This window comes from Micromonospora sp. NPDC007230 (genome assembly GCF_042869115.1).
In the GTDB taxonomy this organism is placed as follows: Bacteria; Actinomycetota; Actinomycetes; order Mycobacteriales; family Micromonosporaceae; genus Micromonospora.
The window spans coordinates 294,149-316,671 of the sequence record NZ_JBIAFE010000004.1 but is presented as its reverse complement, the minus strand read 5'-3'; the positions used below and the strand labels follow the sequence as shown (position 1 = coordinate 316,671).

The window sequence follows — 22,523 nt, the reverse complement described above, 5'->3', positions numbered from 1 at the left end:
CATACGGTGAGCGGATGACGGACGACGAGCCGGTGCGGATCCGGGCGGCGGGCGGCGTCGTCTGGCGCCCGGCGGCGGCCGGCGTCGAGGTCTGCCTGGTGCACCGCCCCCGGTACGACGACTGGTCGCTGCCCAAGGGCAAGCTGGATCCCGGCGAGCACCCGCTGCGGGCGGCGGTCCGCGAGGTCGCCGAGGAGGCCGACGTCCGGGCCGTGCCGCAGGTCCGCCTGCCGACGATCCGCTACCGCAGCGAGGGCCGGCCGAAGGCGGTCGACTACTGGTCGATGCGGGCCGTGGCTGCGGGCGGCTTCCAGCCGGACACCGAGGTGGACCAGGTGCACTGGCTCCCCGTCGACGAGGCGGTACGCCGGGTCAGCTACCCGCACGACGGCGAGGTGATCGCCGCGTTCGCGGCGCTGCCGCCGGTGACCGCCACCGTGCTGCTGGTCCGGCACGGGCACGCCGGCAGGCGGGGCACCTGGACCGGCCCGGACGCCGGCCGGCCGCTGGACACGGAGGGCTGGGCCCAGGCGCAGGCCCTGGCCGAACTGGTGGCCCTGGTCCGCCCGGTGCGTCTGCTCGCCGCCTCGGCCCGGCGCTGCGTGCAGACCCTCGACCCGGCGGCCGCCCGGCTCGACCTGCCCATCGAGGTGGCCGGTGACCTGGACGAACCGAAACCCGGCCAGCAACCGGACGAGTGCGTGTTGGCCGCCGCGGCCCGGCTGACCGAGCTGGCCGAGGCCGGCGACCCGGTCGCGGTGTGCGGCCAGGGCAAGGTGATCCCGGGCATGCTGGAGCGGCTGACCGGCGAGGCCGGCGACTTCACCACCCCGAAGGGCGGCGGCTGGCTGCTCGCCTTCACCGGCAGCCGCCTGCTCGCCGCCGACCGGCTGTAGGGGAACAGCCCGCCTGGCTGGTGCCGCCGTTGTGGAGACCCACCACCGGCAAACCTGTGCTGGCCCACGCGGTTGCCGGTGGGTGGCGAGTTCGGCACGAGGACTGCCGCGGCCGGTCGGCCGCGACCGGTCGCGCCGCCGGTCCCCGGCGGGCGTACCCACGGAAAAGGGCGCCCACCGCGAGCGGTGGGCGCCCTTACGGGCCGGACGGTCAGCGCCGCGTGGCGGTCTTCTTGGCCGGCGCCTTCTTCGCGGGTGCCTTCTTGGCGGCCGTGGTCTTCTTGGCGGCCGTGGTCTTCTTGGCCGCCGTGGTCTTCTTCGCCGCCGTGGTCTTCTTGGCCGCCGTGGTCTTCTTGGCCGCCGTCGTCTTCTTGGCGGCGGTGGTCTTCTTGGCCGCGGCGGTCTTCTTCGCCGCGGTCGTCTTGGCTGCGGCGGCCTTCTTCGCCGGCGCGGTCTTCTTCGCCGCGGTCGTCTTGGCCGCCTTCGCCGCCGTGGTCTTCTTGGCGGCACCGGCCGCGGCGGTCTTCTTCGCCGCGGTCGCCTTGGCCCCGGTGGTCTTGGCTGCGGCGGCGGCAATCTTCTTGGCAGCGGCCGTGGCCTTCGGCACCTTGCCGCCGGCCACCATCTCCTTGAAGCCAGCGCCCGGGCGGAAGGTCGGGACGGAGGTCTTCTTGACCTTCACCGCCTCGCCGGTCCGCGGGTTGCGCGCTGTTCGGGCGCCCCGGACACGCTTTTCGAACGCTCCGAATCCGGTGATCGCCACCTTCTCGCCCTTGGTGACCGCCGCCTGGACCTCAGCGAGGACCGCGTCGAGCGCGGCCGTCGCCGTCTTCCGGTCCCCCAGGCGAACGGCGAGCGCCTCGATGAGCTCGGCCTTGTTCACGACTTCCTCCCGATTGTGCAACTGACTCGACGCGAGCCATTCTGCGCGCACGGTATGCCCTGTGCTGCCGGGACACAAACATTCGGTGGAAAAAAGGCCTTGTGTCGTAACGGATTCGCCCCCACCGGCGAACCGGTGGGGGCGAAAACCGATGTGCGCTCGGGCGTACGGCTACGCCAGCGAGGGCAGGAACGACGGTCGGGACGCCTCGTACGCGCCGATCTCGGCCTCGTGCCGGAGGGTGAGTCCAATGTCATCCAAGCCCTCCATCAGCCGCCAGCGGCTGTGGTCGTCCAGCGGGAAGGCCCAGGTGGCGTCCCCGGCGCGGACCTGGCGGGCGGCGAGGTCGACCGTGACCGGGGTGGTGGGGTCCGATTCCACGAGATCCCAGAGTTCCGCCACGGCTTTCAATTCCAGCTCGACCGGAAGGAGGCCTTCCTTCAGCGCGTTGCCACGGAAGATGTCGCCGAAGCGAGGAGAGATCACAGCGCGGAAGCCCCAGTCCCGCAGGGCCCAGACGGCGTGCTCCCGTGAGGAGCCCGTACCGAACTCGGGGCCGGCGACCAGAATCGACGCTCCTGAATAGGAGGGATCGTTGAGGACGAATGACGGATCCTCCCGCCACGCACTGAAGAGCCCGTCCGCGAAACCGGTCCGGGTCACCCGCTTGAGGTACACGGCGGGGATGATCTGATCGGTGTCCACGTTGGACCGGCGCAGCGGCACCGCGGTGCCGGTGTGGGTGGTGAACTTGTCCATCTCTCGGCTGCCCTTCTACAGGTCGGCGGGGGCGGCCAGGCGGCCGACCACGGCGGTGGCGGCGGCGACCGGCGGGGACACCAGGTGGGTACGCCCGCCCCGGCCCTGGCGGCCCTCGAAGTTGCGGTTGGAGGTCGAGGCCGAGCGCTGGCCCGGCGACAGGGTGTCCGGGTTCATCCCGAGGCACATGGAACAGCCGGCGAAGCGCCACTCGGCGCCGGCGTCGGTGAAGACCTTGTCCAGCCCCTCCGCCTCGGCCGCTTCGCGCACGGCAGCGGAGCCGGGGACCACCAGCATGCGTACGCCGTCGGCCACCTGGTGTCCGCGCAGCACGTCGGCGGCGGCCCGGAGGTCCTCCAGCCGGCCGTTGGTGCAGGAACCGACGAAGACCACGTCGACGGCCAGGTCGCGCAGCGGGGTGCCGGGCTTGAGGTCCATGTATTCCAGGGCCCGGCGGGCGGCGGCCCGCTCCGGCTCGGTGACGAACTCCTCCGGGTCCGGCACGGCGGTGCCGAGCGGGGCACCCTGACCCGGGTTGGTGCCCCAGGTGACGAACGGCGTGATCCGGCTGGCGTCCAGGGTCACCTCCGCGTCGAAGGTCGCCCCGTCGTCGGTGGGGAGCGTCTTCCAGTACGCCACCGCGGCGTCCCAGTCGGCCCCCTGCGGCGCGTTCGGCCGCCCCTTCAGGTACGCGAAGGTCGTCTCGTCCGGCGCGATCATGCCGGCCTTGGCGCCCCACTCGATGGACATGTTGGCGATGGTCATCCGCCCCTCCATGGAGAGGTCGCGGATCGCCTCGCCCCGGTACTCGACGATGTGGCCGCGCCCACCGCCGGTGCCCACCTGGGCGATCAGCGCCAGCACCAGGTCCTTGGCGGTGACGCCGGGGGCGAGCTGGCCGGTGACGTTCACCGCCATGGTCTTCGGGCGGGCCTGCGGCAGCGTCTGGGTGGCCAGCACGTGCTCCACCTCGCTGGTGCCGATGCCGAACGCGAGCGCGCCGAAGGCGCCGTGGGTGGCGGTGTGCGAATCGCCACAGACGATCGTCATGCCGGGCTGGGTGAGACCCAGCTGCGGGCCGATGACGTGCACGATGCCCTGGTTCTCGTCGCCCAGCGGGTGCAGCCGTACGCCGAACTCGGCGCAGTTGCGGCGCAGCGTCTCGATCTGGGTGCGGGAGGTGGGGTCCGCGATCGTGAGCAGGTCGCCGCGCCGGGACCGGAACGCCGGGTCGTCGTACCCGGTCGGGGTGTTGTGGTCCTCGGTCGCGATCGTCAGGTCGGTACGGCGGACCCGGCGACCGGCCAGGCGCAGCCCGTCGAACGCCTGGGGGCTGGTGACCTCGTGGAGCAGGTGCAGGTCGATGAAGAGCAGATGCGGCTCGCCGTCGGCGGATCGGACGACGTGCGCGTCCCAGACCTTCTCGGCCAGGGTCCTCGGTTGAGTGACTCCCACCATCTGGACATCCTAAATTCTGGGAGGTATGTTTCGGCTTGTGGGACACAGTATGAGCGGTGTCGGCGTTCTCGACAAGGCGGTGGTCATCCTGGCCGCCTGTGTCGACGGCGCCAGCCTGGCCGAACTCGTTGAACGCACCAAGCTGCCCCGGGCCACCGCGCACCGGCTGGCGCAGGCGCTGGAGATCCATCGGATGCTGGTCCGGGACACCCAGGGGCGCTGGCGCCCGGGCCCCCGGCTCGGCGAGTTGGCGAACGCCGCGCCGGACGTTCTGCTCACCGCGGCCGAGCCGCTGCTCGCCGCGCTGCGCGACGCCACCGGCGAGAGCGCCCAGCTCTACCTGCGCCGCGCCGACGAGCGCATCTGCGTGGCCGCCGCCGAGCGGGCCAGCGGCCTGCGGGACACCGTGCCGGTCGGCTCGGTGCTGCCCATGACGGCCGGTTCCGCGGCGCAGATCCTGCTCGCCTGGGAGCCGCCCGAGGCGGTCATGCCGCTGCTACCCCGGTCCAAGTTCACCGGCCGCACCCTGGCCGAGGTACGCCGCCGCGGCTGGGCGCAGAGCGTCGGCGAGCGGGAGGCGGGTGTGGCGAGCGTCTCGGCCCCCATCCGCGACCGCACCGGCCGGGTGATCGCCGCGATCAGCATCTCCGGCCCGATCGAGCGCCTCGGCCGCCGCCCCGGCGAACGCCACGCCATGGCCGTGGTCCGCGCCGGCCAACGCCTCTCCGGCCTCTAACCCCCTCCCCCGCCCTGCCCTCCCTCCCCCTCCCCCAATCGCCATGTTGATCAAGAAGTTTGCGTCGCCGATCGGGGCGTCGGTGACGTAAACCTCTTGATCACCAGGGGTGGGCGGGGGAGCGTGCAGGGTGGGCGGGAATGGCGAACGGCCCGCCCACCAGGTGGGACGGGCCGTCGATCGTGGTAGCCCCGACCGGATTCGAACCGGCGCTACCGCCTTGAGAGGGCGGCGTCCTGGGCCGCTAGACGACGGGGCCAGGCACTCTTCCTGCTTCACCACCCTGACGAGCGGTGCGGGGTTAGTCTAGCGGCACGCCCGGCGGGCACGGCGACGGGGTCGGCTGCGGGGATGGCCGAATCCTCCCGCCGCCCCGAGTCCGGCAGGCAACCTGGGGCCGGCGACAACGCCCCGCCCCGGCGCGAACGACAGCCCGCCCGGCGCGAGGGCCAAGGTCGGCCGCACACGAGCGGCGACACCGCCGGACACGAAACAGCCCGCCCCACGAGGTGGGACGGGCTGTCGACGACGTAGCCCCGACCGGATTCGAACCGGCGCTACCGCCTTGAGAGGGCGGCGTCCTGGGCCGCTAGACGACGGGGCCAGAACTATCTGCTTCCTCACCCGCTCGGTGAGGAAGCTGCACTCTATCAGAGATCACCTGCCGCCCCTACAGCGAGGAGCGGAGCAAACTCCGCCAGAATCCAGCGTCCGAGGATTCTCACGAACCCGCGGCTGCGCTGGGGTACCAGGACTCGAACCTAGACTAACTGAACCAGAATCAGTCGGGCTGCCAATTACCCCATACCCCATTGGCCCCTTGCGGCGCCGGGAATGAACTTTACCCTCCCGGTGCCGGCAGGCCAAATCCAACCCCTCGAACCGCACCTGACCTGCGGAAACGAGACGTCGGACGCGTCAGGCGACCGGCACCACCGGGTTGGTGAGCTCGCCGATCCCCTCGATCCGCACCGTGACCGTATCCCCGTCGGTGAGCGGGCTAACCCCCGCCGGGGTGCCCGTCAGCACCACGTCACCCGGGAGCAACGTCATCACGTGGGAGATGTACGACACCAGGGCCGGCACGTCGAAGACCGTGTCCTTGGTCCGGCCGAGCTGACGCACCTCCATCTCCTCGGGATCGCGACCCACCTCACAGCGGATCTCCAGGTCGGAGACGTCCAGCCCGGTCGTGATCCACGGGCCGAGGGGGCAGAACGAGTCGAAGCCCTTGGCCCGGGTCCACTGCCCGTCGGAGCGCTGGAGGTCCCGGGCGGTGACGTCGTTGGCGCAGGTGTAGCCGAAGATGGCCCGCTCGGCGGCGGCCCGGTCGGCCCGGCGCGCCCCCGGGGCGCCGATCACCACGGCCAACTCCGCCTCGTGCTCGACCTGCTTGGAGAAGATCGGCAGGCGGATCGCGTCCCGCGGGCCGATCACCGAGGTGGACGGCTTCAAAAACAGCAGCGGCTCCTTGGGCACGTCGCTGCCGTGCTCGGCGGCGTGCTCGGCGTAGTTGCGGCCGACGCACACCACCTTGCTCGGCAGGATCGGCGAGAGCAGCCGCACGTCGGAGAGCGCCCACCGGGCGCCGGAGAACTGGATCTGCCCGAAGGGGTGCCCGTCGATCTCGGCGATGGTCAGGCCCTGCGGCCCGGCCTCCGGCTCGCCCTCGACGACCCCGAACGACATTCCCTTGGCATGAGCAAAACGAGCGATACGCACCCGGCCAATCTATCCCCGCCACCGGCCTGCCCACGTCGGGCGCGGCCGGCCCGCCGCGCGGCTCCGCCGGACACCGGCCGCCACGAGCCACCAGACCAGGCGGGCGCGTAAGCCCGCCGGGCGCCGGAACGTCGCCGAACCGGGCGAGCCAGCCTACGTGGCCAGCGGCGGGCCGGAGCGAAAATGCCGACTTCGTACCCGCCCGGCGGGGCCGGGCCCATAGCTTCGGGTCCGGAGGTGCGTTCGTATGCCTGCATCGAGACGGCACCACAGGACCCTGGCAGTGATCGTGAACTGCCTCGGCGTGCTCGCCGCCGTACCGGCACTGCCCGGCACGGCACCCCGGGCGGCGGCAGCACCCGCCCAGCCGGGACCGGCCGCGGCGGCACCCGCCCCGGCGGAGCGCGCCACGCCGATCCCGACCGGGATGCCCGCGGCGCCGCCCGCAGTGCCGCCGGCGAGTCCGGCCCCGATCCAGATGTCCAAGCCGCCGGTCACCGTGGCGATGACCGCGGCCAACACCCCGGCGCCCGGCTACCAGATCGAGGTACGCAACGCCGGAAACACGCCAGTCGACACGACCGTACGGCAGGAGCTGCCGGCCGGGTCGCAGGCGACCACGGTGACCGCCGGCGGTCGGGCCACCCGCGCGATCGGGTCGTCCGGCGTGAACGAGGTCACCTGGCGGCTGCGGTTGCCGGCGCGGAGCACCACCACGTTGCACACCGCACTCAGCACGACCGCCCAGGGGCGGTCGGTGACCGCACCGGCCTGCGCGTACGGGACCGACGGGACCCGGCCGTACGACTGCGCCACGGCGACCTGGACGGGATCGGGGGTTCCCGTGGCGAAGGTGACCGCGGCCCCGGTGTGGCGGCGACCGCCGGTGCTGCTGGGCGCGCTCGCCGCGGTCCTGGTCGTCACCGTCGGCGTGCTGTTGTGGTGGTGGCAACGCCGCCGGCAGCGCTCCCGCGTGGCGACGGGCGCCGGCGATCCGGCCCTCGCCCGCGGGGCGGCCGGCCCGGCCAGCCCTGCCCCGGGCGGCCCGGCAAGCCCTGGCGCGGGCCCGGCAAGCCGCGCCGGGGGCGGCCCGGCAAGCCCCGGAGCGAGCGGCCCGGCGGCGGGCGCCTCGGCAACCCGTGGGACGGACGGTCCGGTGCACCCCGGAGCGGGCAGCCCGGCGGACCGCGGGACGGTCTACCCGCGCCCGGCCATGCCACCGCTGCCCGGGCAGCGCCGCAAGCCGCCGGTCTGGCTGCTGGTCGGGGTCGCGGCGGCGGTGCTGGCCGGCCTGGTCGGGGTGGGTGCTTGGACGGCCACCCAGCGGGTCTCCGCGATCGACACCAACAAGCAGCCGACCAGCGGCGCGTGGATCGGCCGGAGCGTCACCGGGGCGCTCGGCGTCCCGCTGCGGGAGGCGGCGTTCGAGTTCACCGTCTACCGGGTGGCCTGCGGCACGCAGGGCCTGCCCAGCGCCCAGGCGGGCGGCCGGCAGTGCCTGGCCACGGTCGGGGTGCGCAACCTCACGCAGGGCGAGCAGACCTGGCACGGCCAGTTGCAACGGGCGTACCTGCCGGGCGGCAACTGGGTCGCCGCCGACGAGGACGCCACCCGGGTGGCCAACCTCGGGCGGGACGTCTTCGCCCAGCCGGTCGCCGCAGGCAGCCGGGTGCTCCTGCCGCTGGTCTTCACCGTGCACGGCACCGACCCGCCGAGGCAGTTGGAGCTGCGCAGCGGGGTCTTCTCCGCCGGGGTGCGGGTGGACGTGCCCTGACCCGGGGTCGGGCGGCGGTCGTACCCTGGGGTGCGTGACCGCCGCCCTCGCCCCCGCCACCGTGCTCGACGCGGCCGACTGGCAGGCCCGGCGGCGGGCTCACGAGGAGCGGGCGGACGCCTGGCTGACGCCGCACCTGGCCCGCCGGCGCTCCGGGGTGAAGCACCCGGTGGAGGACTTCCTCTTCACCTACTACTCGTACCGTCCGGCGCAGTTGCGCCGCTGGCACCCGGGCGCGGGCGTGGTGCTGCGCGACGCGGACCCGGCCGAGTTCGGCCGGGACTACCACGCGGGTGCCGACGGCCTCACCCTCGACACCGAGCGGGTGCGCGCCCGGCGCGCCGAGTCGATCACCTGGATCCGTACGCTGCTCGCGGCGACCGCCGGCCGCCCGGCCCAGTTCGGCTGCTTCGGGCTGCACGAGTGGGCGATGGTCTACCGGCAGACCCAGGACGAAGTACGGCACAACGCCTGGCCGCTGCGGCTCAGCCCGGCGGCGACCGCCGCCGTGGTGGAGGAGCGGGGCGTGCGGTGCAGCCACTTCGACGCGTTCCGCTTCTTCACCGCGCCGGCCCGGCCGCTGAACCTGCTCACCCCGACCCGGGAGAGCCAGCACGCGCTGGAGCAGCCGGGCTGCCTGCACGCCAACATGGACCTCTACAAGCATTCCTACAAGCTCTCGCCCCTGGTCCCCTCGGAACTCGTAGCCGACTGCTTCGAGCTGGCGAGAGCGATCCGGACCCTGGACATGCGGGCCTCTCCGTACGACCTCACCGACCTGGGCTACTCGCCCGTCAGAATCGAGACCATCGAGGGCCGGCACGAGTACGTGCTGGCACAGCGGTCGTTCGCGGAACGGGCCGCGCCGCTGCGCACGCGCCTGATCGCGGAGTGCGACCGGCTCCTCGCCGCCTCGGACGGCTGACCAACGCTCTCAGTCACTCAGCTGCCAGAAGCCGGCGCGAGCAGTTGGGCTGTCCGGCGGTGCGGGTGGAGACGCCGGGTTCAGCCCTCCGGATGGCCGCGGTGCGCCGCCCACTCCGGCGCGAGGATCGACATGACGGTGGCGTCCACCCAGTCGTCGCCGTCGCGGAGCACCTGCCGCAGCGTGCCTTCGGCGACGAAGCCGACCTTCTCGTAGACCCGGCGGGCGCGCGGGTTGAACGCGAACACCTCCAGCGAGATCCGGTGCAGGCCGAGCTGCTCGAAGCCGTACCCGACGATCAGCCGGACCGCCTCGGTGCCGAGCCCCCGGTTCCGGCCGGCCGGGCCGATCAGGGTGCGGAAGTTGCAGCTGCGGTTGTGGCCGTCCCACTCGTTGAGGACCACCTCGCCGACGCAGGCCCCGGTCGCCTTGTCCACCACGGCCAGGTCGAGCCGGTCGGTCTGGCTGTTGCGGGTGCCGTACCAGGCTCGCAGCCGACCCGGGTCGAACGGCTCGGGCGGGCTGCCGGTGAGCCGCGCCACCTCCGGGTCGGCCAGGGCGACCTGGAAGGCCGTGAGGTCGTCGTCGACGAACGGGCGCAGGACGACCCGCTCGCCGGTGAGCGTGGGCTTGACGGAGAAGTCGACGGGCACCGGCGCATTCTGGTCGGCGGCCCGGTGGGCGGCAAAATCGTTTTCCGCGCCGGGCCGGTCAGTCGCCGTCCACCCGGCGGTCGCGCTTGCGCTGGGCCTGGCGCTTCTTGTCGGCCAGCCGGCGCTCCTTTGCGGCGCGGGACGGGCGGGTCGGGCGGCGGGGCTTGGCCGGCGGGGCGACCGCCTCCCGCAGCAGGCCGGCCAGCCGTTCGCGGGCCGCCTCGCGGTTGGCCAGTTGCGCCCGGTGCTCGCTTGCGGTGACGGTCAGCACGCCGTCGACCAGCCGCCCGGCGAGCCGGTCCAGCGCGCGGGCGCGCAGCGGCTCGGGCACGCTCGGCGAGCCGGCCAGGTCGAAGCTGAGCTCCACCCGGGAGTCGGTGGTGTTGACCCCCTGCCCGCCCGGCCCCGACGAGCGGGAGAAGCGTTCCCGCAGCTCGCCGGTCGGGACCACGAGCCGGTCGGTCACCCGCAGTCCGTCGTCCACGCCATGAGGCTATCGCCCGCCCCGGTGACTCGGCGTGGGAGTTACGGTCGGGGTGGGCGTCGGCCCGGCCCGCTCGTGGTCCGACCCGGCCGCCGCGTACGCGGCCGCGCCGACGAGCAGCAGGGCGATCACGCCGAGCTTGGTGATGACCGCGCGGATCGCCAGCCAGGCGGTCCGCCGGGTGCCCGGGACGATGTTACGGGCGGTCTTGTAGTCCTTCCAGCCGCGCTTCGCGCGGGCGTAGGACGCGCCGACGCCGGCGCCGATGACCAGGCCCACCAAGAGGAGGGCCGCAATGACAGCTTGCTCCACCCACGCCAGTATCCATACTCAGCGTAATATTTCCATGGCCCGATGGTCCCACGCCGGATATCCGACAGTTCACCCCGATGCGGCGCGATGGTCCGGTAGGGCGGCGCAGGTCAACGTCCGGTCAGCCGCCCCGGCCGATGATGGTGTCGGCGGTCTGCTGGACCTGGTCGATCGGGATGGCGAACCCGATGCCGATCGAACCGGTGCCGTCGATGGTGGCGATGGCCGTGTTCACCCCGACCACCTCACCCCGCGCGTTGACCAGCGGGCCTCCCGAGTTGCCCGGGTTGATCGAGGCGTCGGTCTGCACCGCGGTGTGCCGGCCGTTGCCGATGCGTACCTGACGGTTGAGCGCGCTGACGATGCCGGCGGTCACCGTGCCGGACAGGCCGAGCGGGGAACCGACCGCGAGCACCGGCTCGCCGACCCGGGTGGTGTTCGGCTTGGCCAGCGGCAGCGGCGACAACCCGGCCGAGGCGGGCACCTTGAGCACCGCCAGGTCGCTGCCCGGCTCCCGACCCACCACCTCGGCGGTGAACCGCCGGCCGTCGGAGGTCTCCACGGTCACCGGACCGGCGCCGCCCTTGGCCAGGATGTGGTCGTTGGTCACGATGTGCTGCTCGTGGTCGATGGCGAAACCGGAACCGCTGGCCGACGTCCCGGACCCGCTGCCGACCATCACCGACACCACCCCCGGCACGGTCTTCTCGGCCGCGGTGACCAGTTCCGCCGGCACCGGCGCGGCGGACGCCGCCGCGGGCCCGGGCGCGTCCCGGCCGGCCACCCAGCTGCCGGCCGCCGCACCGGAGACCGTCGACAGGGCCACCACCGCGAGCGCGGTCAGCATCCGCCCGCGCCAGCCACGCCGCCCCGGACCCTGCTCGGACCCGGGTACGTCCCAGCGGCCGCGCCCGTCCGGATCCAGCTCGGGCGAGACGAACCACGGGCCGCGTGGCTCGCCGAGTCCGGTCTGCACTGCCATACCTGGCTCCTCACGTGTCGTGCCGTCGTCGCGGACGGGTGGTACGGGTCAGGGCAGCCGGGAGAACCACCGCAGGGATCCGGCGGCCGCACCCATGGCGAAGACCAGCCCCAGGCCGATGAAGCGGGCGGAGATGTCCTGCCGTTCCTTGCGATAGCCGACCGAGGTGCCGATGTCCTCGTAGACGGCGCGCAGCTCGGCGCTGGTGGACGCCTCGTGGAAGCCGCCCCCGGTCTCGTCGGCGACCGCCTTGAGGGTCTGCCCGTCCACCGGCACCTGGATCGCCCGGCCGCCCCGGTCGACGAAGCCGGACGGGGTGCCGAAGGAGATGGTGTGCACCGGGACCTTCGCCGCCACGGCCTGGGCGGCGGCCTCCATCGGGTCCATGCCGGAGGTGTTCGCGCCGTCGGAGAGGATGATGATCCGGGCCGGCGGCGGATCCTTGGCCGCCTTGGCGTCCAGACTCTTCACCGCGCCCAGGGAGGTGCTGATCGCCTCGCCGATGGCGGTGCCCTGGACACCGGTGATCCCCTCAGCGAGCCGCCCGACGCCGTCGTGCAGCGCGTCCCGGTCGGTGCTCGGCGGGACCAGCACCGCCGCGCTGCCCGCGAAGGCGACCAGCCCGACGTTGAACTCCTTCGGCAGGCCGTCGACGAACCGGCGGGCGGCCTGCTTGGCGGCGGTCAGCCGATCCGGGTCGACGTCGCTGGCCAGCATCGAGGTGGAGACGTCCACCGCGACCATCACGGTGGCCCGTTCCCGGGGCACCCGCACCTCGGCGCTGGGTCGGGCGAAGCCGACCACCAGCAGCGCCAGCATGGCGAGGAAGAGTCCTGCCGGCACGTGCCGGCGCCAGGCCGGCCGGTGCGGCGCGACCCGGTCCAGCAGTCGCAGGTTGGTGAACCGGACCGCGTACCGGCTCTGCCGGCGCTGCATCATCAGGTAGCCGGCGACGAGCGCGGCGACGCCGAGCAGGAGCCAGAGCCGGACGGGTGACTGCCAGGTCACGCGGCACCTCCCCGGTTCGGGGCCGGCGCGGCGGCCAGCCGGCGCTGGGCGTGCACGTGCCGCACGATGTCCGCGCTCCAGTCGCGGTCGGTACGCAGCGCCAGGTGGTTGGCCCCGCACCGGCGCAGCGTGGCGCGTATCTGGTCGCGTTGGGCGGCGGCGGCCTGCGCGTACCGCTCCCGCAGGGCCCGGTCGCCGGTCCACACCTCGCGCCGCCGGCCGGTCTCCGGGTCGACCAGGGCCACCAGGCCGACGTCCGGCAGTTCCAGCTCGCGCGGGTCGGTCACCTCCACGGCGAGCACCTGGTGCCGGACGGCGAGCCGGCGCAGGAGGACCTCCCAGGGCGGCGCGGCGTCCGGGTCGTCGGGCAGCCCGTCGAGGAAGTCGGAGACCACCACCACCAGGCCCCGCCCCCGGGCCACCCGTCCGACCCCGTCGAGCCCGTCGGCCAGCCCGGGTGGGGCGGCGCCGCCGTCAGGTCGCGACGCGCCGAACTGAGGCCGTGGTGCGGCGTCCGCGGCAGCGAGCTGTCCCGCCACGTCGTGCCCGCCGACTCGCGGCGCGGCCAGCAGGGCACGCAGCAGCCCGAGGAGGTGGGTACGCCCACCCCGGGCCGGGAACCGGCGTACGCCGTCCGGGGCGAGCACCAGCGCGCCGAGGCGGCTGCCGACGCCGGCGGTGAGGAAGCCGACCGCTGCCACGGCGGCCACCGCGAGTTCCCGTTTGTCCAGAGTGGCGGTGCCGTACTCCATGCTGGGACTGGCGTCGACCAGCAGCCAGGTGGTCAGCTCCCGGTCGGCGTCGACCTCGCGTACGTGCGGGACCGTGGTCCGGGCGGTGACCGCCCAGTCCATCCGGCGTACCTCGTCCTCACCGGGGCGGTACTCGCGGCTGCCGGCCACCTCGCTGCCCGGGCCGGGCAGCAGACCGCGGTACTGGCCGTGCAGCAGCCCGTCGAGGCGGCGGGTGACGGTCAGTTCCAGCCGGCGCAACCGCTCGTCGGGGGCGAGGTCCGTCAGGCCGGGATCGGGCAGGGTCGGTGCGGCCCGGCGCCTCATGCCGCCGCCAGGTCGGGCGCCGTCTCGGGGTGGCCGGCGACCACCCGGGGCGGCGGCACCGCCTCGATCAGCCGGCGTACCACCGCCTCGGCGGAGACGCCGTCGGCCACCGCGTCGAAGGAGAGCACCAGCCGGTGGGCGAGCACGTCGACGGCCAACTCCCGGACGTCCTCCGGAAGCACGTACTCCCGGCCCCGGATGAACGCCTGGGCGCGGGCGGCGGCGACCAGGCCGAGGGTCGCCCGCGGACTCGCCCCGTACGCCAGCAGCGGCGCGATCTCGGGCAGCCCGAACCGGCCCGGGTCGCGGGTGGCGAGGATGAGCCGGACGACATACTCGGCGAGCGCGTGGTGGACGAAGATGTCGCTGGCCCGGCGCTGGAGTTCTCGCAGCCGGGCCGGGTCGAGCACCGGCCGGGCCGTCGGCCGGTCGCTGCTCATCCGGTAGAGGATCGCCAGCTCGTCGGCGTCGGTCGGGTAGTCGACCACGATCTTCATGAGGAAGCGGTCCCGCTGCGCCTCGGGAAGCTGGTAGACGCCCTCCGACTCGATCGGGTTCTGGGTGGCGAGCACCAGGAACGGGTCGGGGACGGACCAGGTCCGGCCGCCGATCGAGACCTGCCGCTCGGCCATCGCCTCCAGCAGGGCCGACTGCACCTTCGCCGGGGCGCGGTTGATCTCGTCGGCGAGCACCAGGTTCGCCATGATCGGGCCCAGCTCGACGTCGAAGGCCTCGGTGGAGGCCCGATAGATCCGGGTGCCGACGATGTCCGAGGGGACCAGGTCGGGGGTGAACTGGATCCGGGAGAACGTGCCGCCGACGACGGTGGCGAGGGTCTGCGCCGCGAGGGTCTTCGCGACCCCCGGCACGCCCTCGAGGAGGCAGTGGCCGTCGGCGATCAGGGCGGTGAGCAGGCGTTCGACGAGGCGATCCTGCCCGACGATCACGCGTTTGACCTCGAAGAGGGTCTGTTCCAGCTCGGCGCTGCTCGCATCGGCATCCACCGGGCTGGGCACGCTGGCCAGGGTGTCCGAGATGTCCGTCACGGTGCTTGCTTCCCGAGCCGGCCCGGCGGCAAACGTCGGATTATCGGCCCCTCGGCGGTCGTTCCTGAGCCGGACGGGGAGGACACCCCCAGTCGGGCACCAACCGGGTGACCGGGTGCGGGCGGCGCAGCTGGGCGCAGACGGGTCGCCGTCGCGGCGGCCGGTGGCGGCGAACGGCGCTGGCCCCCGCCGGAGCGGGGGCCAGCGCGGCGGGGCGGGTCAGTTGGCGATGATGATGTGGAACGGCTTGTCCGCGTACCCGCCGGAGGAGCTGCGGGTCTGGACGAAGACCGCGTTCGGGATCAGGGTCCGGGGCGCGGCCGAGATCTCGCCGCCCGGGGGGACGTTGGCCGGGTCGTTGGTGCCGATGGTCGCGTGGTACGCCTTGAGGCGGACGTCGTAGTCGAGCGTCACCTGAAACTGCCCCGCGAACTGGCCCGGCAGATTGCTGGCGAACTTCGTGACAGCGGTGACATTGGCCGAGTGCTGGAGCAGGGTGCCGTTGCTGCTGACGACGGCCCAGGCGACCGTGCCGACGGCGGGCGGGGCGAGGGTCGCCCGCAGCGCGGACTTCGCCGCCCGGGCCTCGGCGGCGGTCACCGGGGGCTGCTGGCCGGGCTGCCGGGCGCCGGGCTGGGCGACCTCGGCCGGAGCCTTCGCCGCCGGGTGGGCGGCGGCCGCGATGCCCCCGCCGGCCAGGGTGAGGGTCAGGACGCCGAGCGCTACCACCGCCGCCTTGCGTCTGAGGAATATGGCCATGACAGGTCTCCCTTTTGTGACCGTGACGAGCTGGCCGACCCGCGATTGACGGGCCGGATGACTACTGCCGCAGAGCCGGGCACAGAAACCCGCGGGCCATCGGGAGCCCGCGCATTTTTCCGCACCGTCAAGGTTGACACTCAACCTTCTGCACCCGGCTTGACCTGGTCTTACTACCGAGAGTCGCGACGTCTCAACCAGGTGGAAGTTAGCACCGGAAAATGCCGAGGGTCAATAGCGCCCATTTGCGTGTCGACTCGCGATTGGCGGCCCGAAAACTGTGAAAGGTGAATCGGAGACCATTCGTGAAATGGTGTTGCGGGCACCGTGGCGGCACCCGGCGCGGTACGGTGACGGCCGTGATCACCACCACGGACGCGGGGCGGGCCGCCGCCCGGACGCGCCCGATCGCCACCACCGCCTGCTGGCTCGCCGTCGCGCCGGTGGCCGCCTGGGCCGTGCTCCGGCTGGCCGGCCTGGAGCGCGGGCCGCTGGTGCAGGCGGTCGCCTTCACGCCGTACGTCGCCGCCGCGTCCCTGGTGCCGCTGGTGCTGGCGCTCGCGCTGCGGCGCCGCGCGGCGGCGGTGGTCGCGGCGGTCATCGCGTTGGCGCTGGTCGGCGTGGTGGCGCCCCGCGCGGTCGCCGCCGGGCAGCCCGAGGTCGGTGGCCCCACGCTCCGCCTGCTCACCGCCAACCTGCTGGTGGGCGGCGCCGATCCGGCCAGGCTGGTCGAGCTGGTCCGCGGGCACCGGGTGGACGTGCTGGCCGTGCAGGAGTTCACCCCCGGGATCGCGGCCGAACTGGACCGCCTCGGGCTGGCCACCCTGCTCCCCTATCGGGAGCTCAACCCCGAGGTCGGCACCACCGGCTCCGGGCTGTACGCGCGCTTCCCGCTCAGCGAGGGCGGGTTCCGGCGCAACCCGGGCTTCGCCTTCACCCAGGCGTACGGGACCCTGGCGGTGCCGGGCGCGCCACCCCTGCGGGTGGAGTCCGCGCACCCGGCCGCCCCGTACGCCGTGGAGGTGCTCCCAGACTGGTGGACCGACCTGCGGGGGCAGCCGCCCGCCACGCCCCGGGGGCGGCTGAGCATCCTGGCCGGGGACTTCAACGCCACGCTCGACCACGCGCCGCTGCGGGAGCTGATCGCCACCGGCTACGTCGACGCCGCCGACGCGGCCGGCGCCGGGCTCGCCGGCACCTGGGGCCCGTACGACGGGGACCTGATCCCGCCGGTCACCATCGACCACGTGCTGGTGGACCGGCGCATCGCGGTCCGCTCGGTGGCCGTGCACCCCGTCCCCGGCAGCGACCACCGGGCCGTCCTCGCCGAGCTGCGCCTGCCCGCCGCGTGAGCAGGGGCCTCTGGTTGACCTCAGACGCTGAGCGGGATCCCCTCCTTACACGCGGGCCCGGTCCAGGCCGTAGGTGAGCGCGTCGACGAGGGCGTGCCAGCTCGCCTCGACCACGTTGGGGTGCACGCCGACGGTCGTCCAGTCGCGGCCCGCGCCGGCGGTCTCCACCAGCACCCGGGTCACCGCGCCGGTGCCGTGGCTGCCCTCCAGGATCCGGACCTTGTAGTCGGCCAGCTCGAAGTCGCGCAGCTCCGGGTAGTGCCGGGCCAGCCCCACCCGCAGCGCCTCGTCCAGGGCGTTGACCGGGCCGTTCCCCTCGGCGGTGGCGATCACCCGCTCGCCGCGTACCCGGATCTTGACGGTGGCCTCGGAGACCACCGCGCCGTCCTCGCGGTGCTCGACCAGCACCCGGTAGGACTCCAGGGCGAACGGCCGGGGCGCGGCGCGGCCGGGCAGCTCGGCGCGGACCAGCAGCTCGAACGACGCGTCGGCGGCCTCGAACGACCAGCCGCCGGCCTCCAGCTCCTTGACCCGCCTGGTGACGGTGGACAGCGCCTCCGGATGGCCGGCCAGGTCCAGCCCGAGCTCACGGCTCTTGAGCTCGATGCTGGCCCGGCCGGCCATCTCGGTCACCAGGATCCGCATGTCGTTGCCCACCACCGACGGGTCCACGTGGTTGTAGAGCAACGGGTCGACCTTGATCGCGCTCGCGTGCAGCCCGGCCTTGTGGGCGAAGGCGGCGGCCCCGACGTACGCCTGGTGGGTGTCAGGGGCGATGTTGGCGATCTCGGCGATGGCGTGCGAGACCCGCACCATCTGTTCCAGGCAGCCCTCCGGCAGGACGGGCAGCCCGAGCTTGAGCTGGAGGTTGGCGACCACCGCGAAGATGTCGGCGTTGCCGGGGCGCTCGCCGTACCCGTTGGCGGTGCCCTGGAAGTGCCGGACGCCGGCCTCGACCGCGGCGATCGTGTTGGCCACCGCGCAGGCGGTGTCGTTCTGGCAGTGGATGCCGAGCAGCTCCGGCGCCACACCGGTGCGCGCGGTGACGTCGGCGATGGCGGCGGTGATCTGGGACGGCAGCATCCCGCCGTTGGTGTCGCAGAGCACGAACCGCTCGGCGCCGGCGGCCAGCGCCGTCTCCAGCACCGCCGCGGTGTACGCCGGGTCGTGCCGGTAGCCGTCGAAGAAGTGCTCCCCGTCGACGAAGACCCGCCGGCCCTGCCGCACCAGGTGCGTGACCGTGTCCCGGACCATCGCCAGGTTCTCCTCGGCGGTGGTGCGCAGCGCCCGCTCGACATGCCGCAGGTCCGCCTTGGCGACCAGTGCCACCGCCGGGGTCTCCGCGTCGAGCAGCCCGCGCACCTGCGGGTCGGCGTCGACCGCCACCCCAGCCTTGCGGGTGGCCCCGAACGCGACCAGGATCGCGTGCTTCAGCTTCAGCTCGGTGCGCGCCCGCCGGAAGAACTCGGTGTCCTTGGGCACCGCGCCGGGCCAGCCGCCCTCGATGAAGCCGACCCCGAGGTCGTCCAGCAGGCGGGCCACCGCCAGCTTGTCGACCACCGAGTAGCTGAGCCCCTCGCGCTGGGCGCCGTCGCGCAGCGTCGTGTCGTACACCTGGAAGGTCATGGGAGTCCTCTTCTCGAGCCTTGAGGGGAGCAACAAAAAGACCCCCCGCGGATGCGGGAGGTCTGCGCGCTCGGCGAGAGGGAAGCCGGCGCGCTAGTTGCCAATAATCAGGACGGAGCTGGTCACGGTCCGTACTCTGCCACCCCGGTCCTGGTTTTGGGAGGCACAATCCACATGCCGGGACGGTGACGGAGGGTGTTAGTACCCGATCGAGGGACGATCCGCGGCAGAATCCCCCGGCTGGTGATCGACTTCACAAGTCATCCGGCCGCTATCAAGCGGAAACGACGTTGCGGCAATATCTGGAACCGATCCAGTTACCGGCCTCGCGCCGCTGACAAGCCGTTGTCAAGGAGGACCTGTGCTCACCGTCGGTGACCGCTTCCCCGAGTACGAACTCACCGCCTGCGTGTCGCTGGACGCCGAGAAGGCGTTCGAGACGATCGACCACAAGTCCCACCAGGGCAAGTGGCGGGTGGTCTTCTTCTGGCCGAAGGACTTCACCTTCATCTGCCCCACCGAGATCGCCGAGTTCGGCCGCCTCAACGGCGAGTTCGCCGACCGGGACGCCCAGGTGCTCGGCGTCTCCGTGGACAACGAGTTCGTCCACTACGCGTGGCGCAAGGACCACCCGGACCTGCGCGAGCTGCCCTTCCCGATGCTCAGCGACATCAAGCGCGAGCTGACCGCCGACTGCGGCGTGCTCGGTGCGGACGGCGTCGCCCAGCGGGCCACCTTCATCGTCGACCCGGACAACGAGATCCAGTTCGCCATGGTGACCGCCGGCTCGGTCGGCCGGAACGTCTCCGAGGTGCTGCGGGTGCTGGACGCGCTGCAGACCGACGAGCTCTGCCCGTGCAACTGGAACAAGGGCGGCGCGACCCTGGACGCCAACGCGCTGCTCGCCGGCGCCGGGGCCTGACCATGGGCCTGGACGCGGTCAAGGCGGCTCTGCCCGAGTACGCCAAGGACATCAGGCTCAACCTCGGCTCCACCATCGTCACCTCGACCCTGAAGCCGGAGCAGGCCTGGGGCACCGCCCTGGCCTGCGCGGTGGCGGCCCGCAACCCGGTGGCGCTCAGGGAGATCGCCGCCGAGGCGGCCGGTCGCCTGACGCCGGAGGCGGTCGAGGCGGCCAAGGGCGCCGCCACGATCATGGCGATGAACAACATCTACTACCGGGCCAAGCACCTGATCGGCGACGAGCAGTACGCGTCGCTGCCGGCCCGGCTGCGGATGCAGATCATCGCCCGGCCGGGGGTCGAGAAGGGCGACTTCGAGCTCTGGTGCCTCGCCGTCTCGGCGATCACCGGCTGCGGGGTCTGCCTGGAGTCGCACGAGAAGACCCTGCGCACCGCCGGGTTCAGCCGCGAGCAGGTGCACGAGGGGCTGCGCATCGCGGCCGTCGTGCACGCCGCCGCGGTGGCTCTGGACGCGGAGGCCGCCCTGGCCTGAGCGGTCGGTGTAGCGACCTCCGCACCCGGGTACGAAGGGTCCGACAGCGCACATCCCCCGAGAAAGTCGAGAAAGGGAGTGAACGCCATGGAGCGGCTCGACCCTCGAACGACCCGCGGGACGCCGGACCCGCTCACCTACGGTGATCAGAGCGCCTTCGTGGGCGGCACGCCCGCGGGACGCTTCGACCCGTGGAGCTACCGGGACGGGGCCGGGGTGACCGGCATCGACCTGGTCGGCTACAAGGTGGAGGCGACTGACGGCGGGATCGGCAAGGTGGACCGGGCCAGCCACGAGGTGAACTCCAGTTACCTGGTGGTCGACACCGGGCCGTGGATCTTCGGCAAGAAGGTCATGCTGCCGGCCGGCACCGTCAACCACGTCGACCACGACGAGCGGAAGGTGTACGTCGACCGGAGCAAGGACCAGATCAAGGCCGCGCCCGAATACGACGAGAGCACCGACACCGATCCGGCGTACCGGGACAAGCTCGGCGGGTACTACGACGACACGTACTCGTCGATCCCGCCGGGTACCGCCCGGTGACGGAGGACGCCTGCCACTGACGGCCGGCGGGGCACATCGGGGCCCCGCCGGCCGTTACCGTGTCAGGGGTGGACGCCACGGACACCCCTCAGCGCAACCCCTTCCCCGCCCTGTTCAACTTCCGCGACGTCGGCGGGCTGACCGGCCACGACGGGCGGACCGTCCGCCGGGGCCGGCTCTACCGCTCCGACTCCCTGCACCGGATCGACGAGACCGACCGGGAAATGTTCACCGCCCTCGGCATCCGTACCGTCATCGACCTGCGCCGCCCCACGGAGGTGGCCCGCGACGGCCGGGTGCCCGCATACGACGGGCTGACCTACCGGCACATCCACCCCGAGCACGACGACTGGGCCGGAATTCCCTACGACCCGCAGGAGAGCCTGCCCCGCTGGCTCGCCGACCGGTACGCAGCCCTGGCCCAGACGGGCACCGCGGGGCTGGCCGAGGCGATCGGGCTGATCGCGGACAGCGCCACCGCGCCGGTGGTGGTGCACTGCGTGGCCGGCAAGGACCGGACCGGGATCGTCTGCGCGCTCACCCTCGCGGTGCTCGGCGTGGCCGACGAGGACATCGTCGCCGACTACGCGTTGAGCACCGAGGCGTCCGAGCGGTTCAGCGCCTGGGTCGCCGCGGCGCTGCCCGAGGCCGCGCAGCCGCCCCGCCCGTACCTCGCCTCCCCCGCCGAGGCGATGACCATCTTCCTCACCGAACTGCGGGCGGGCCACGGCTCCGTGGAGGGCTACCTGCACCACGCCGGCGTGACCGACGCGCAGCTGACCGCCCTCCGCGCCCACCTCCTCACCTAACCCCCCACCCCCAGGAGTTGATCAAGAAGTTTGCGTCTGATTCCGGCGTCGCGCCGACGCCAACTTCTTGATCAACGCCTGGGTGCCGCCGGAAGCAGGCCGACGGTGGCGGGCACGACGAGGTACGGCCGGCACCGCCTCCGACGGTGCCGGCCGTACCGGGTCCAGGGGCAGGTCAGAGGACTCGCTGCACCCAGCCGTGCCGGTCCTCGGCGCGGCCGCGCTGGATGTCGACCAGCCGCTGCCGCAGGGCCATCGTGGAGCGTCCGGACTCCCCACCGCCGATGAGGAACTCGCCGTCGGGGAAGCGCACCCCGCCGATCGGGGTGATCACCGCGGCGGTGCCACAGGCGAAGACCTCGCGCAGCCGGCCGCTGGCCGCGTCCGCCTGCCAGTCGGCGAAGCTGACCGGCCGCTCCTCGACCCGGTGCCCCGACTCGGCCGCCAGGGTGAGGATCGCGTCCCGGGTGATGCCCGGCAGGATGGTGCCGGTCAGCGGCGGGGTGACCAGGGTGTCGTCGTCGTAGACGAAGAAGACGTTCATGCCGCCCAACTCGTCGACGAAGCGCCGCTCCACCGCGTCCAGGAAGACCACCTGGTCACAGCCCGCCTCGATCGCCTCGGCCTGGGCCACCAGCGAGCTGGCGTAGTTGCCGCCGCACTTGGCCGCGCCGGTGCCGCCCGGGGCCGCCCGGGTGTAGTCCGGGGAGACCCAGACCGTGATCGGCTTGACCCCGCCCGGGAAGTACGCCCCCGCGGGCGAGGCGATCACCGCGTAGAGGTACTCGTTGGCCGGCCGCACCCCGAGGAAGACCTCGCTGGCGAACATGAACGGCCGCAGGTAGAGGCTGCTGTCCTCGGCGTCGGGGATCCACTCCCGGTCGATCTCGACCAGCCGGCGCAGCGACTCGACGAAGGTCTCCGTCGACAGCTCAGGCATCGCCAGCCGCCGGGCGGAGGCGGCGAAGCGGGCGGCGTTCGCCTCGGGGCGGAACAGGGTCACCGACCCGTCCGCGCCCCGGTACGCCTTCAGCCCCTCGAAGATCTCCTGCGCGTAGTGCAGGACGGCGGCGGCCGGGTCCATCGGGATCGGCGCGCGCGCCTCCACCCGGGGGTCGTACCAGCCCTTCCCGTCGGCGTACCGGATCGTCACCATGTGGTCGGTGAACACCCGACCGAACCCGGGGTTCGCCAGCAGGGCGGCCCGGTCGGCGGCGGATACCGGCGCGGGATTCGGACGGATCTCGAAATCGAGCTTGTCACCACCGCTCATCGCGCTG

Annotated in this window: 23 protein-coding genes and 3 tRNA genes; 9 read left to right on the top strand and 17 right to left on the bottom strand. The window is 73.0% G+C overall.

The features are described from left to right. The first annotated feature begins 14 nt into the window (after positions 1–14). Positions 15–896 carry an NUDIX domain-containing protein gene (locus ACFYML_RS08625; RefSeq protein ID WP_387419983.1) on the top strand — a complete coding sequence of 294 codons (882 nt, stop codon included), beginning with the start codon at positions 15–17 and terminating at the stop codon, positions 894–896. A 211-nt stretch (positions 897–1,107) separates the two neighbouring features. On the opposite strand, the gene ACFYML_RS08620 is transcribed toward ACFYML_RS08625, so the two are convergent. From ACFYML_RS08620 to leuC, 3 genes are all read right to left on the bottom strand, one after another. Continuing rightward, the gene (locus ACFYML_RS08620) at positions 1,108–1,779 is read right to left on the bottom strand and encodes an HU family DNA-binding protein (protein ID WP_387419982.1); all 672 of its coding nucleotides are present in this window, start codon (positions 1,777–1,779) and stop codon (positions 1,108–1,110) included. Between the two features lie 171 nt (positions 1,780–1,950). Beyond that, positions 1,951–2,538 carry a 3-isopropylmalate dehydratase small subunit gene (leuD, locus tag ACFYML_RS08615; RefSeq protein ID WP_387419981.1) on the bottom strand — a complete coding sequence of 196 codons (588 nt, stop codon included), beginning with the start codon at positions 2,536–2,538 and terminating at the stop codon, positions 1,951–1,953. A 15-nt stretch (positions 2,539–2,553) separates the two neighbouring features. After that, complete coding sequence (gene leuC, locus ACFYML_RS08610) at positions 2,554–3,996, bottom strand: 3-isopropylmalate dehydratase large subunit (RefSeq protein ID WP_387419980.1); 1,443 nt, start codon at positions 3,994–3,996, stop codon at positions 2,554–2,556. A 49-nt stretch (positions 3,997–4,045) separates the two neighbouring features. Here leuC and ACFYML_RS08605 point away from each other — a divergent pair, with 49 nt between their 5' ends. Next, positions 4,046–4,732: an IclR family transcriptional regulator gene (locus ACFYML_RS08605; RefSeq protein WP_073832469.1), complete on the top strand. Its 687-nt coding sequence runs from the start codon at positions 4,046–4,048 to the stop codon at positions 4,730–4,732. A 183-nt stretch (positions 4,733–4,915) separates the two neighbouring features. Here the strand turns inward: ACFYML_RS08605 and ACFYML_RS08600 are convergent. From ACFYML_RS08600 to ACFYML_RS08585, 4 genes are all read right to left on the bottom strand, one after another. Beyond that, a tRNA-Glu gene (locus ACFYML_RS08600) sits at positions 4,916–4,991 on the bottom strand. 272 nt (positions 4,992–5,263) lie between these two features. After that, positions 5,264–5,336, bottom strand: a tRNA-Glu gene (locus ACFYML_RS08595). A 136-nt stretch (positions 5,337–5,472) separates the two neighbouring features. Then, positions 5,473–5,544, bottom strand: a tRNA-Gln gene (locus ACFYML_RS08590). Positions 5,545–5,650: 106 nt separating this feature from the next. Continuing rightward, positions 5,651–6,454 (bottom strand): fumarylacetoacetate hydrolase family protein, encoded by an 804-nt coding sequence (locus ACFYML_RS08585; RefSeq protein WP_387419979.1) that lies wholly within the window; start codon positions 6,452–6,454, stop codon positions 5,651–5,653. 247 nt (positions 6,455–6,701) lie between these two features. Here ACFYML_RS08585 and ACFYML_RS08580 point away from each other — a divergent pair, with 247 nt between their 5' ends. After that, a complete protein-coding gene (locus ACFYML_RS08580; protein WP_387419978.1) occupies positions 6,702–8,228 on the top strand; it encodes a hypothetical protein in 1,527 nt (508 codons plus the stop codon). A gap of 34 nt (positions 8,229–8,262) precedes the next feature. Further along, the gene (locus ACFYML_RS08575) at positions 8,263–9,153 is read left to right on the top strand and encodes a 3-methyladenine DNA glycosylase (protein ID WP_387419977.1); all 891 of its coding nucleotides are present in this window, start codon (positions 8,263–8,265) and stop codon (positions 9,151–9,153) included. Positions 9,154–9,233: 80 nt separating this feature from the next. Here the strand turns inward: ACFYML_RS08575 and ACFYML_RS08570 are convergent, their stop codons facing one another. The 8 genes from ACFYML_RS08570 to ACFYML_RS08535 form a co-directional block, all read right to left on the bottom strand. Beyond that, the gene (locus ACFYML_RS08570; RefSeq protein WP_387419976.1) at positions 9,234–9,806 is read right to left on the bottom strand and encodes a GNAT family N-acetyltransferase; all 573 of its coding nucleotides are present in this window, start codon (positions 9,804–9,806) and stop codon (positions 9,234–9,236) included. Positions 9,807–9,864: 58 nt separating this feature from the next. Further along, a complete protein-coding gene (gene arfB / locus ACFYML_RS08565; RefSeq protein ID WP_387419975.1) occupies positions 9,865–10,290 on the bottom strand; it encodes an alternative ribosome rescue aminoacyl-tRNA hydrolase ArfB in 426 nt (141 codons plus the stop codon). Between the two features lie 9 nt (positions 10,291–10,299). Then, positions 10,300–10,602, bottom strand: a complete 303-nt coding sequence (locus ACFYML_RS08560) for a hypothetical protein (protein WP_387419974.1) — start codon at positions 10,600–10,602, stop codon at positions 10,300–10,302. Between the two features lie 121 nt (positions 10,603–10,723). Continuing rightward, positions 10,724–11,584, bottom strand: coding sequence for a S1C family serine protease (locus ACFYML_RS08555; RefSeq protein ID WP_387419973.1), 861 nt, complete (start codon positions 11,582–11,584; stop codon positions 10,724–10,726). A 48-nt stretch (positions 11,585–11,632) separates the two neighbouring features. Beyond that, positions 11,633–12,592, bottom strand: coding sequence for a VWA domain-containing protein (locus ACFYML_RS08550; RefSeq protein ID WP_387419971.1), 960 nt, complete (start codon positions 12,590–12,592; stop codon positions 11,633–11,635). Then, positions 12,589–13,650 carry a DUF58 domain-containing protein gene (locus ACFYML_RS08545; RefSeq protein WP_387419970.1) on the bottom strand — a complete coding sequence of 354 codons (1,062 nt, stop codon included), beginning with the start codon at positions 13,648–13,650 and terminating at the stop codon, positions 12,589–12,591. The genes ACFYML_RS08550 and ACFYML_RS08545 overlap by 4 nt, the downstream gene beginning before the upstream one ends. Further along, positions 13,647–14,696, bottom strand: a complete 1,050-nt coding sequence (locus ACFYML_RS08540; protein ID WP_387419969.1) for an AAA family ATPase — start codon at positions 14,694–14,696, stop codon at positions 13,647–13,649. The genes ACFYML_RS08545 and ACFYML_RS08540 overlap by 4 nt, the downstream gene beginning before the upstream one ends. Before the next feature lie 219 nt (positions 14,697–14,915). After that, positions 14,916–15,455, bottom strand: a complete 540-nt coding sequence (locus ACFYML_RS08535; RefSeq protein WP_387419968.1) for a hypothetical protein — start codon at positions 15,453–15,455, stop codon at positions 14,916–14,918. A gap of 359 nt (positions 15,456–15,814) precedes the next feature. On the opposite strand from ACFYML_RS08535, the gene ACFYML_RS08530 reads away from it, so the two are divergent. Then, positions 15,815–16,807, top strand: a complete 993-nt coding sequence (locus ACFYML_RS08530) for an endonuclease/exonuclease/phosphatase family protein (protein WP_387419967.1) — start codon at positions 15,815–15,817, stop codon at positions 16,805–16,807. A gap of 45 nt (positions 16,808–16,852) precedes the next feature. Here ACFYML_RS08530 and cimA read toward each other — a convergent pair whose 3' ends face one another. Then, the gene (gene cimA / locus ACFYML_RS08525) at positions 16,853–18,433 is read right to left on the bottom strand and encodes a citramalate synthase (protein ID WP_387419966.1); all 1,581 of its coding nucleotides are present in this window, start codon (positions 18,431–18,433) and stop codon (positions 16,853–16,855) included. Positions 18,434–18,794: 361 nt separating this feature from the next. On the opposite strand from cimA, the gene ACFYML_RS08520 reads away from it, so the two are divergent. The 4 genes from ACFYML_RS08520 (at position 18,795) to ACFYML_RS08505 (ending at position 21,243) form a co-directional block, all read left to right on the top strand. Further along, a complete protein-coding gene (locus tag ACFYML_RS08520; protein ID WP_387274264.1) occupies positions 18,795–19,355 on the top strand; it encodes a peroxiredoxin in 561 nt (186 codons plus the stop codon). Between the two features lie 2 nt (positions 19,356–19,357). After that, the gene (locus tag ACFYML_RS08515; RefSeq protein ID WP_387419965.1) at positions 19,358–19,888 is read left to right on the top strand and encodes a carboxymuconolactone decarboxylase family protein; all 531 of its coding nucleotides are present in this window, start codon (positions 19,358–19,360) and stop codon (positions 19,886–19,888) included. Between the two features lie 87 nt (positions 19,889–19,975). Next, positions 19,976–20,434 (top strand): PRC-barrel domain-containing protein, encoded by a 459-nt coding sequence (locus ACFYML_RS08510; RefSeq protein WP_387419964.1) that lies wholly within the window; start codon positions 19,976–19,978, stop codon positions 20,432–20,434. Positions 20,435–20,493: 59 nt separating this feature from the next. Further along, positions 20,494–21,243 (top strand): tyrosine-protein phosphatase, encoded by a 750-nt coding sequence (locus ACFYML_RS08505; RefSeq protein ID WP_387419963.1) that lies wholly within the window; start codon positions 20,494–20,496, stop codon positions 21,241–21,243. Positions 21,244–21,418: 175 nt separating this feature from the next. Here ACFYML_RS08505 and ACFYML_RS08500 read toward each other — a convergent pair whose 3' ends face one another. Then, on the bottom strand, positions 21,419–22,516 hold the full coding sequence (locus ACFYML_RS08500) for a branched-chain amino acid aminotransferase (protein WP_387419962.1): 1,098 nt from the start codon (positions 22,514–22,516) through the stop codon (positions 21,419–21,421). Positions 22,517–22,523: the final 7 nt, after the last annotated feature.

Bases quoted from the DNA above. Each gene is read 5' to 3' on its own strand.
- ACFYML_RS08625 (WP_387419983.1), top strand. From the start codon at position 15: ATGACGGACGACGAGCCGGTGCGGATCCGGGCGGCGGGCGGCGTCGTC.
- ACFYML_RS08555 (WP_387419973.1), bottom strand. From the start codon at position 11,584: ATGGCAGTGCAGACCGGACTCGGCGAGCCACGCGGCCCGTGGTTCGTC.
- ACFYML_RS08535 (WP_387419968.1), bottom strand. From the start codon at position 15,455: ATGGCCATATTCCTCAGACGCAAGGCGGCGGTGGTAGCGCTCGGCGTC.
- leuC (WP_387419980.1), bottom strand. From the start codon at position 3,996: ATGGTGGGAGTCACTCAACCGAGGACCCTGGCCGAGAAGGTCTGGGAC.
- ACFYML_RS08545 (WP_387419970.1), bottom strand. From the start codon at position 13,650: ATGAGGCGCCGGGCCGCACCGACCCTGCCCGATCCCGGCCTGACGGAC.
- ACFYML_RS08515 (WP_387419965.1), top strand. From the start codon at position 19,358: ATGGGCCTGGACGCGGTCAAGGCGGCTCTGCCCGAGTACGCCAAGGAC.
- ACFYML_RS08510 (WP_387419964.1), top strand. From the start codon at position 19,976: ATGGAGCGGCTCGACCCTCGAACGACCCGCGGGACGCCGGACCCGCTC.
- ACFYML_RS08580 (WP_387419978.1), top strand. From the start codon at position 6,702: ATGCCTGCATCGAGACGGCACCACAGGACCCTGGCAGTGATCGTGAAC.
- leuD (WP_387419981.1), bottom strand. From the start codon at position 2,538: ATGGACAAGTTCACCACCCACACCGGCACCGCGGTGCCGCTGCGCCGG.
- ACFYML_RS08500 (WP_387419962.1), bottom strand. From the start codon at position 22,516: ATGAGCGGTGGTGACAAGCTCGATTTCGAGATCCGTCCGAATCCCGCG.
- ACFYML_RS08605 (WP_073832469.1), top strand. From the start codon at position 4,046: ATGAGCGGTGTCGGCGTTCTCGACAAGGCGGTGGTCATCCTGGCCGCC.
- cimA (WP_387419966.1), bottom strand. From the start codon at position 18,433: ATGACCTTCCAGGTGTACGACACGACGCTGCGCGACGGCGCCCAGCGC.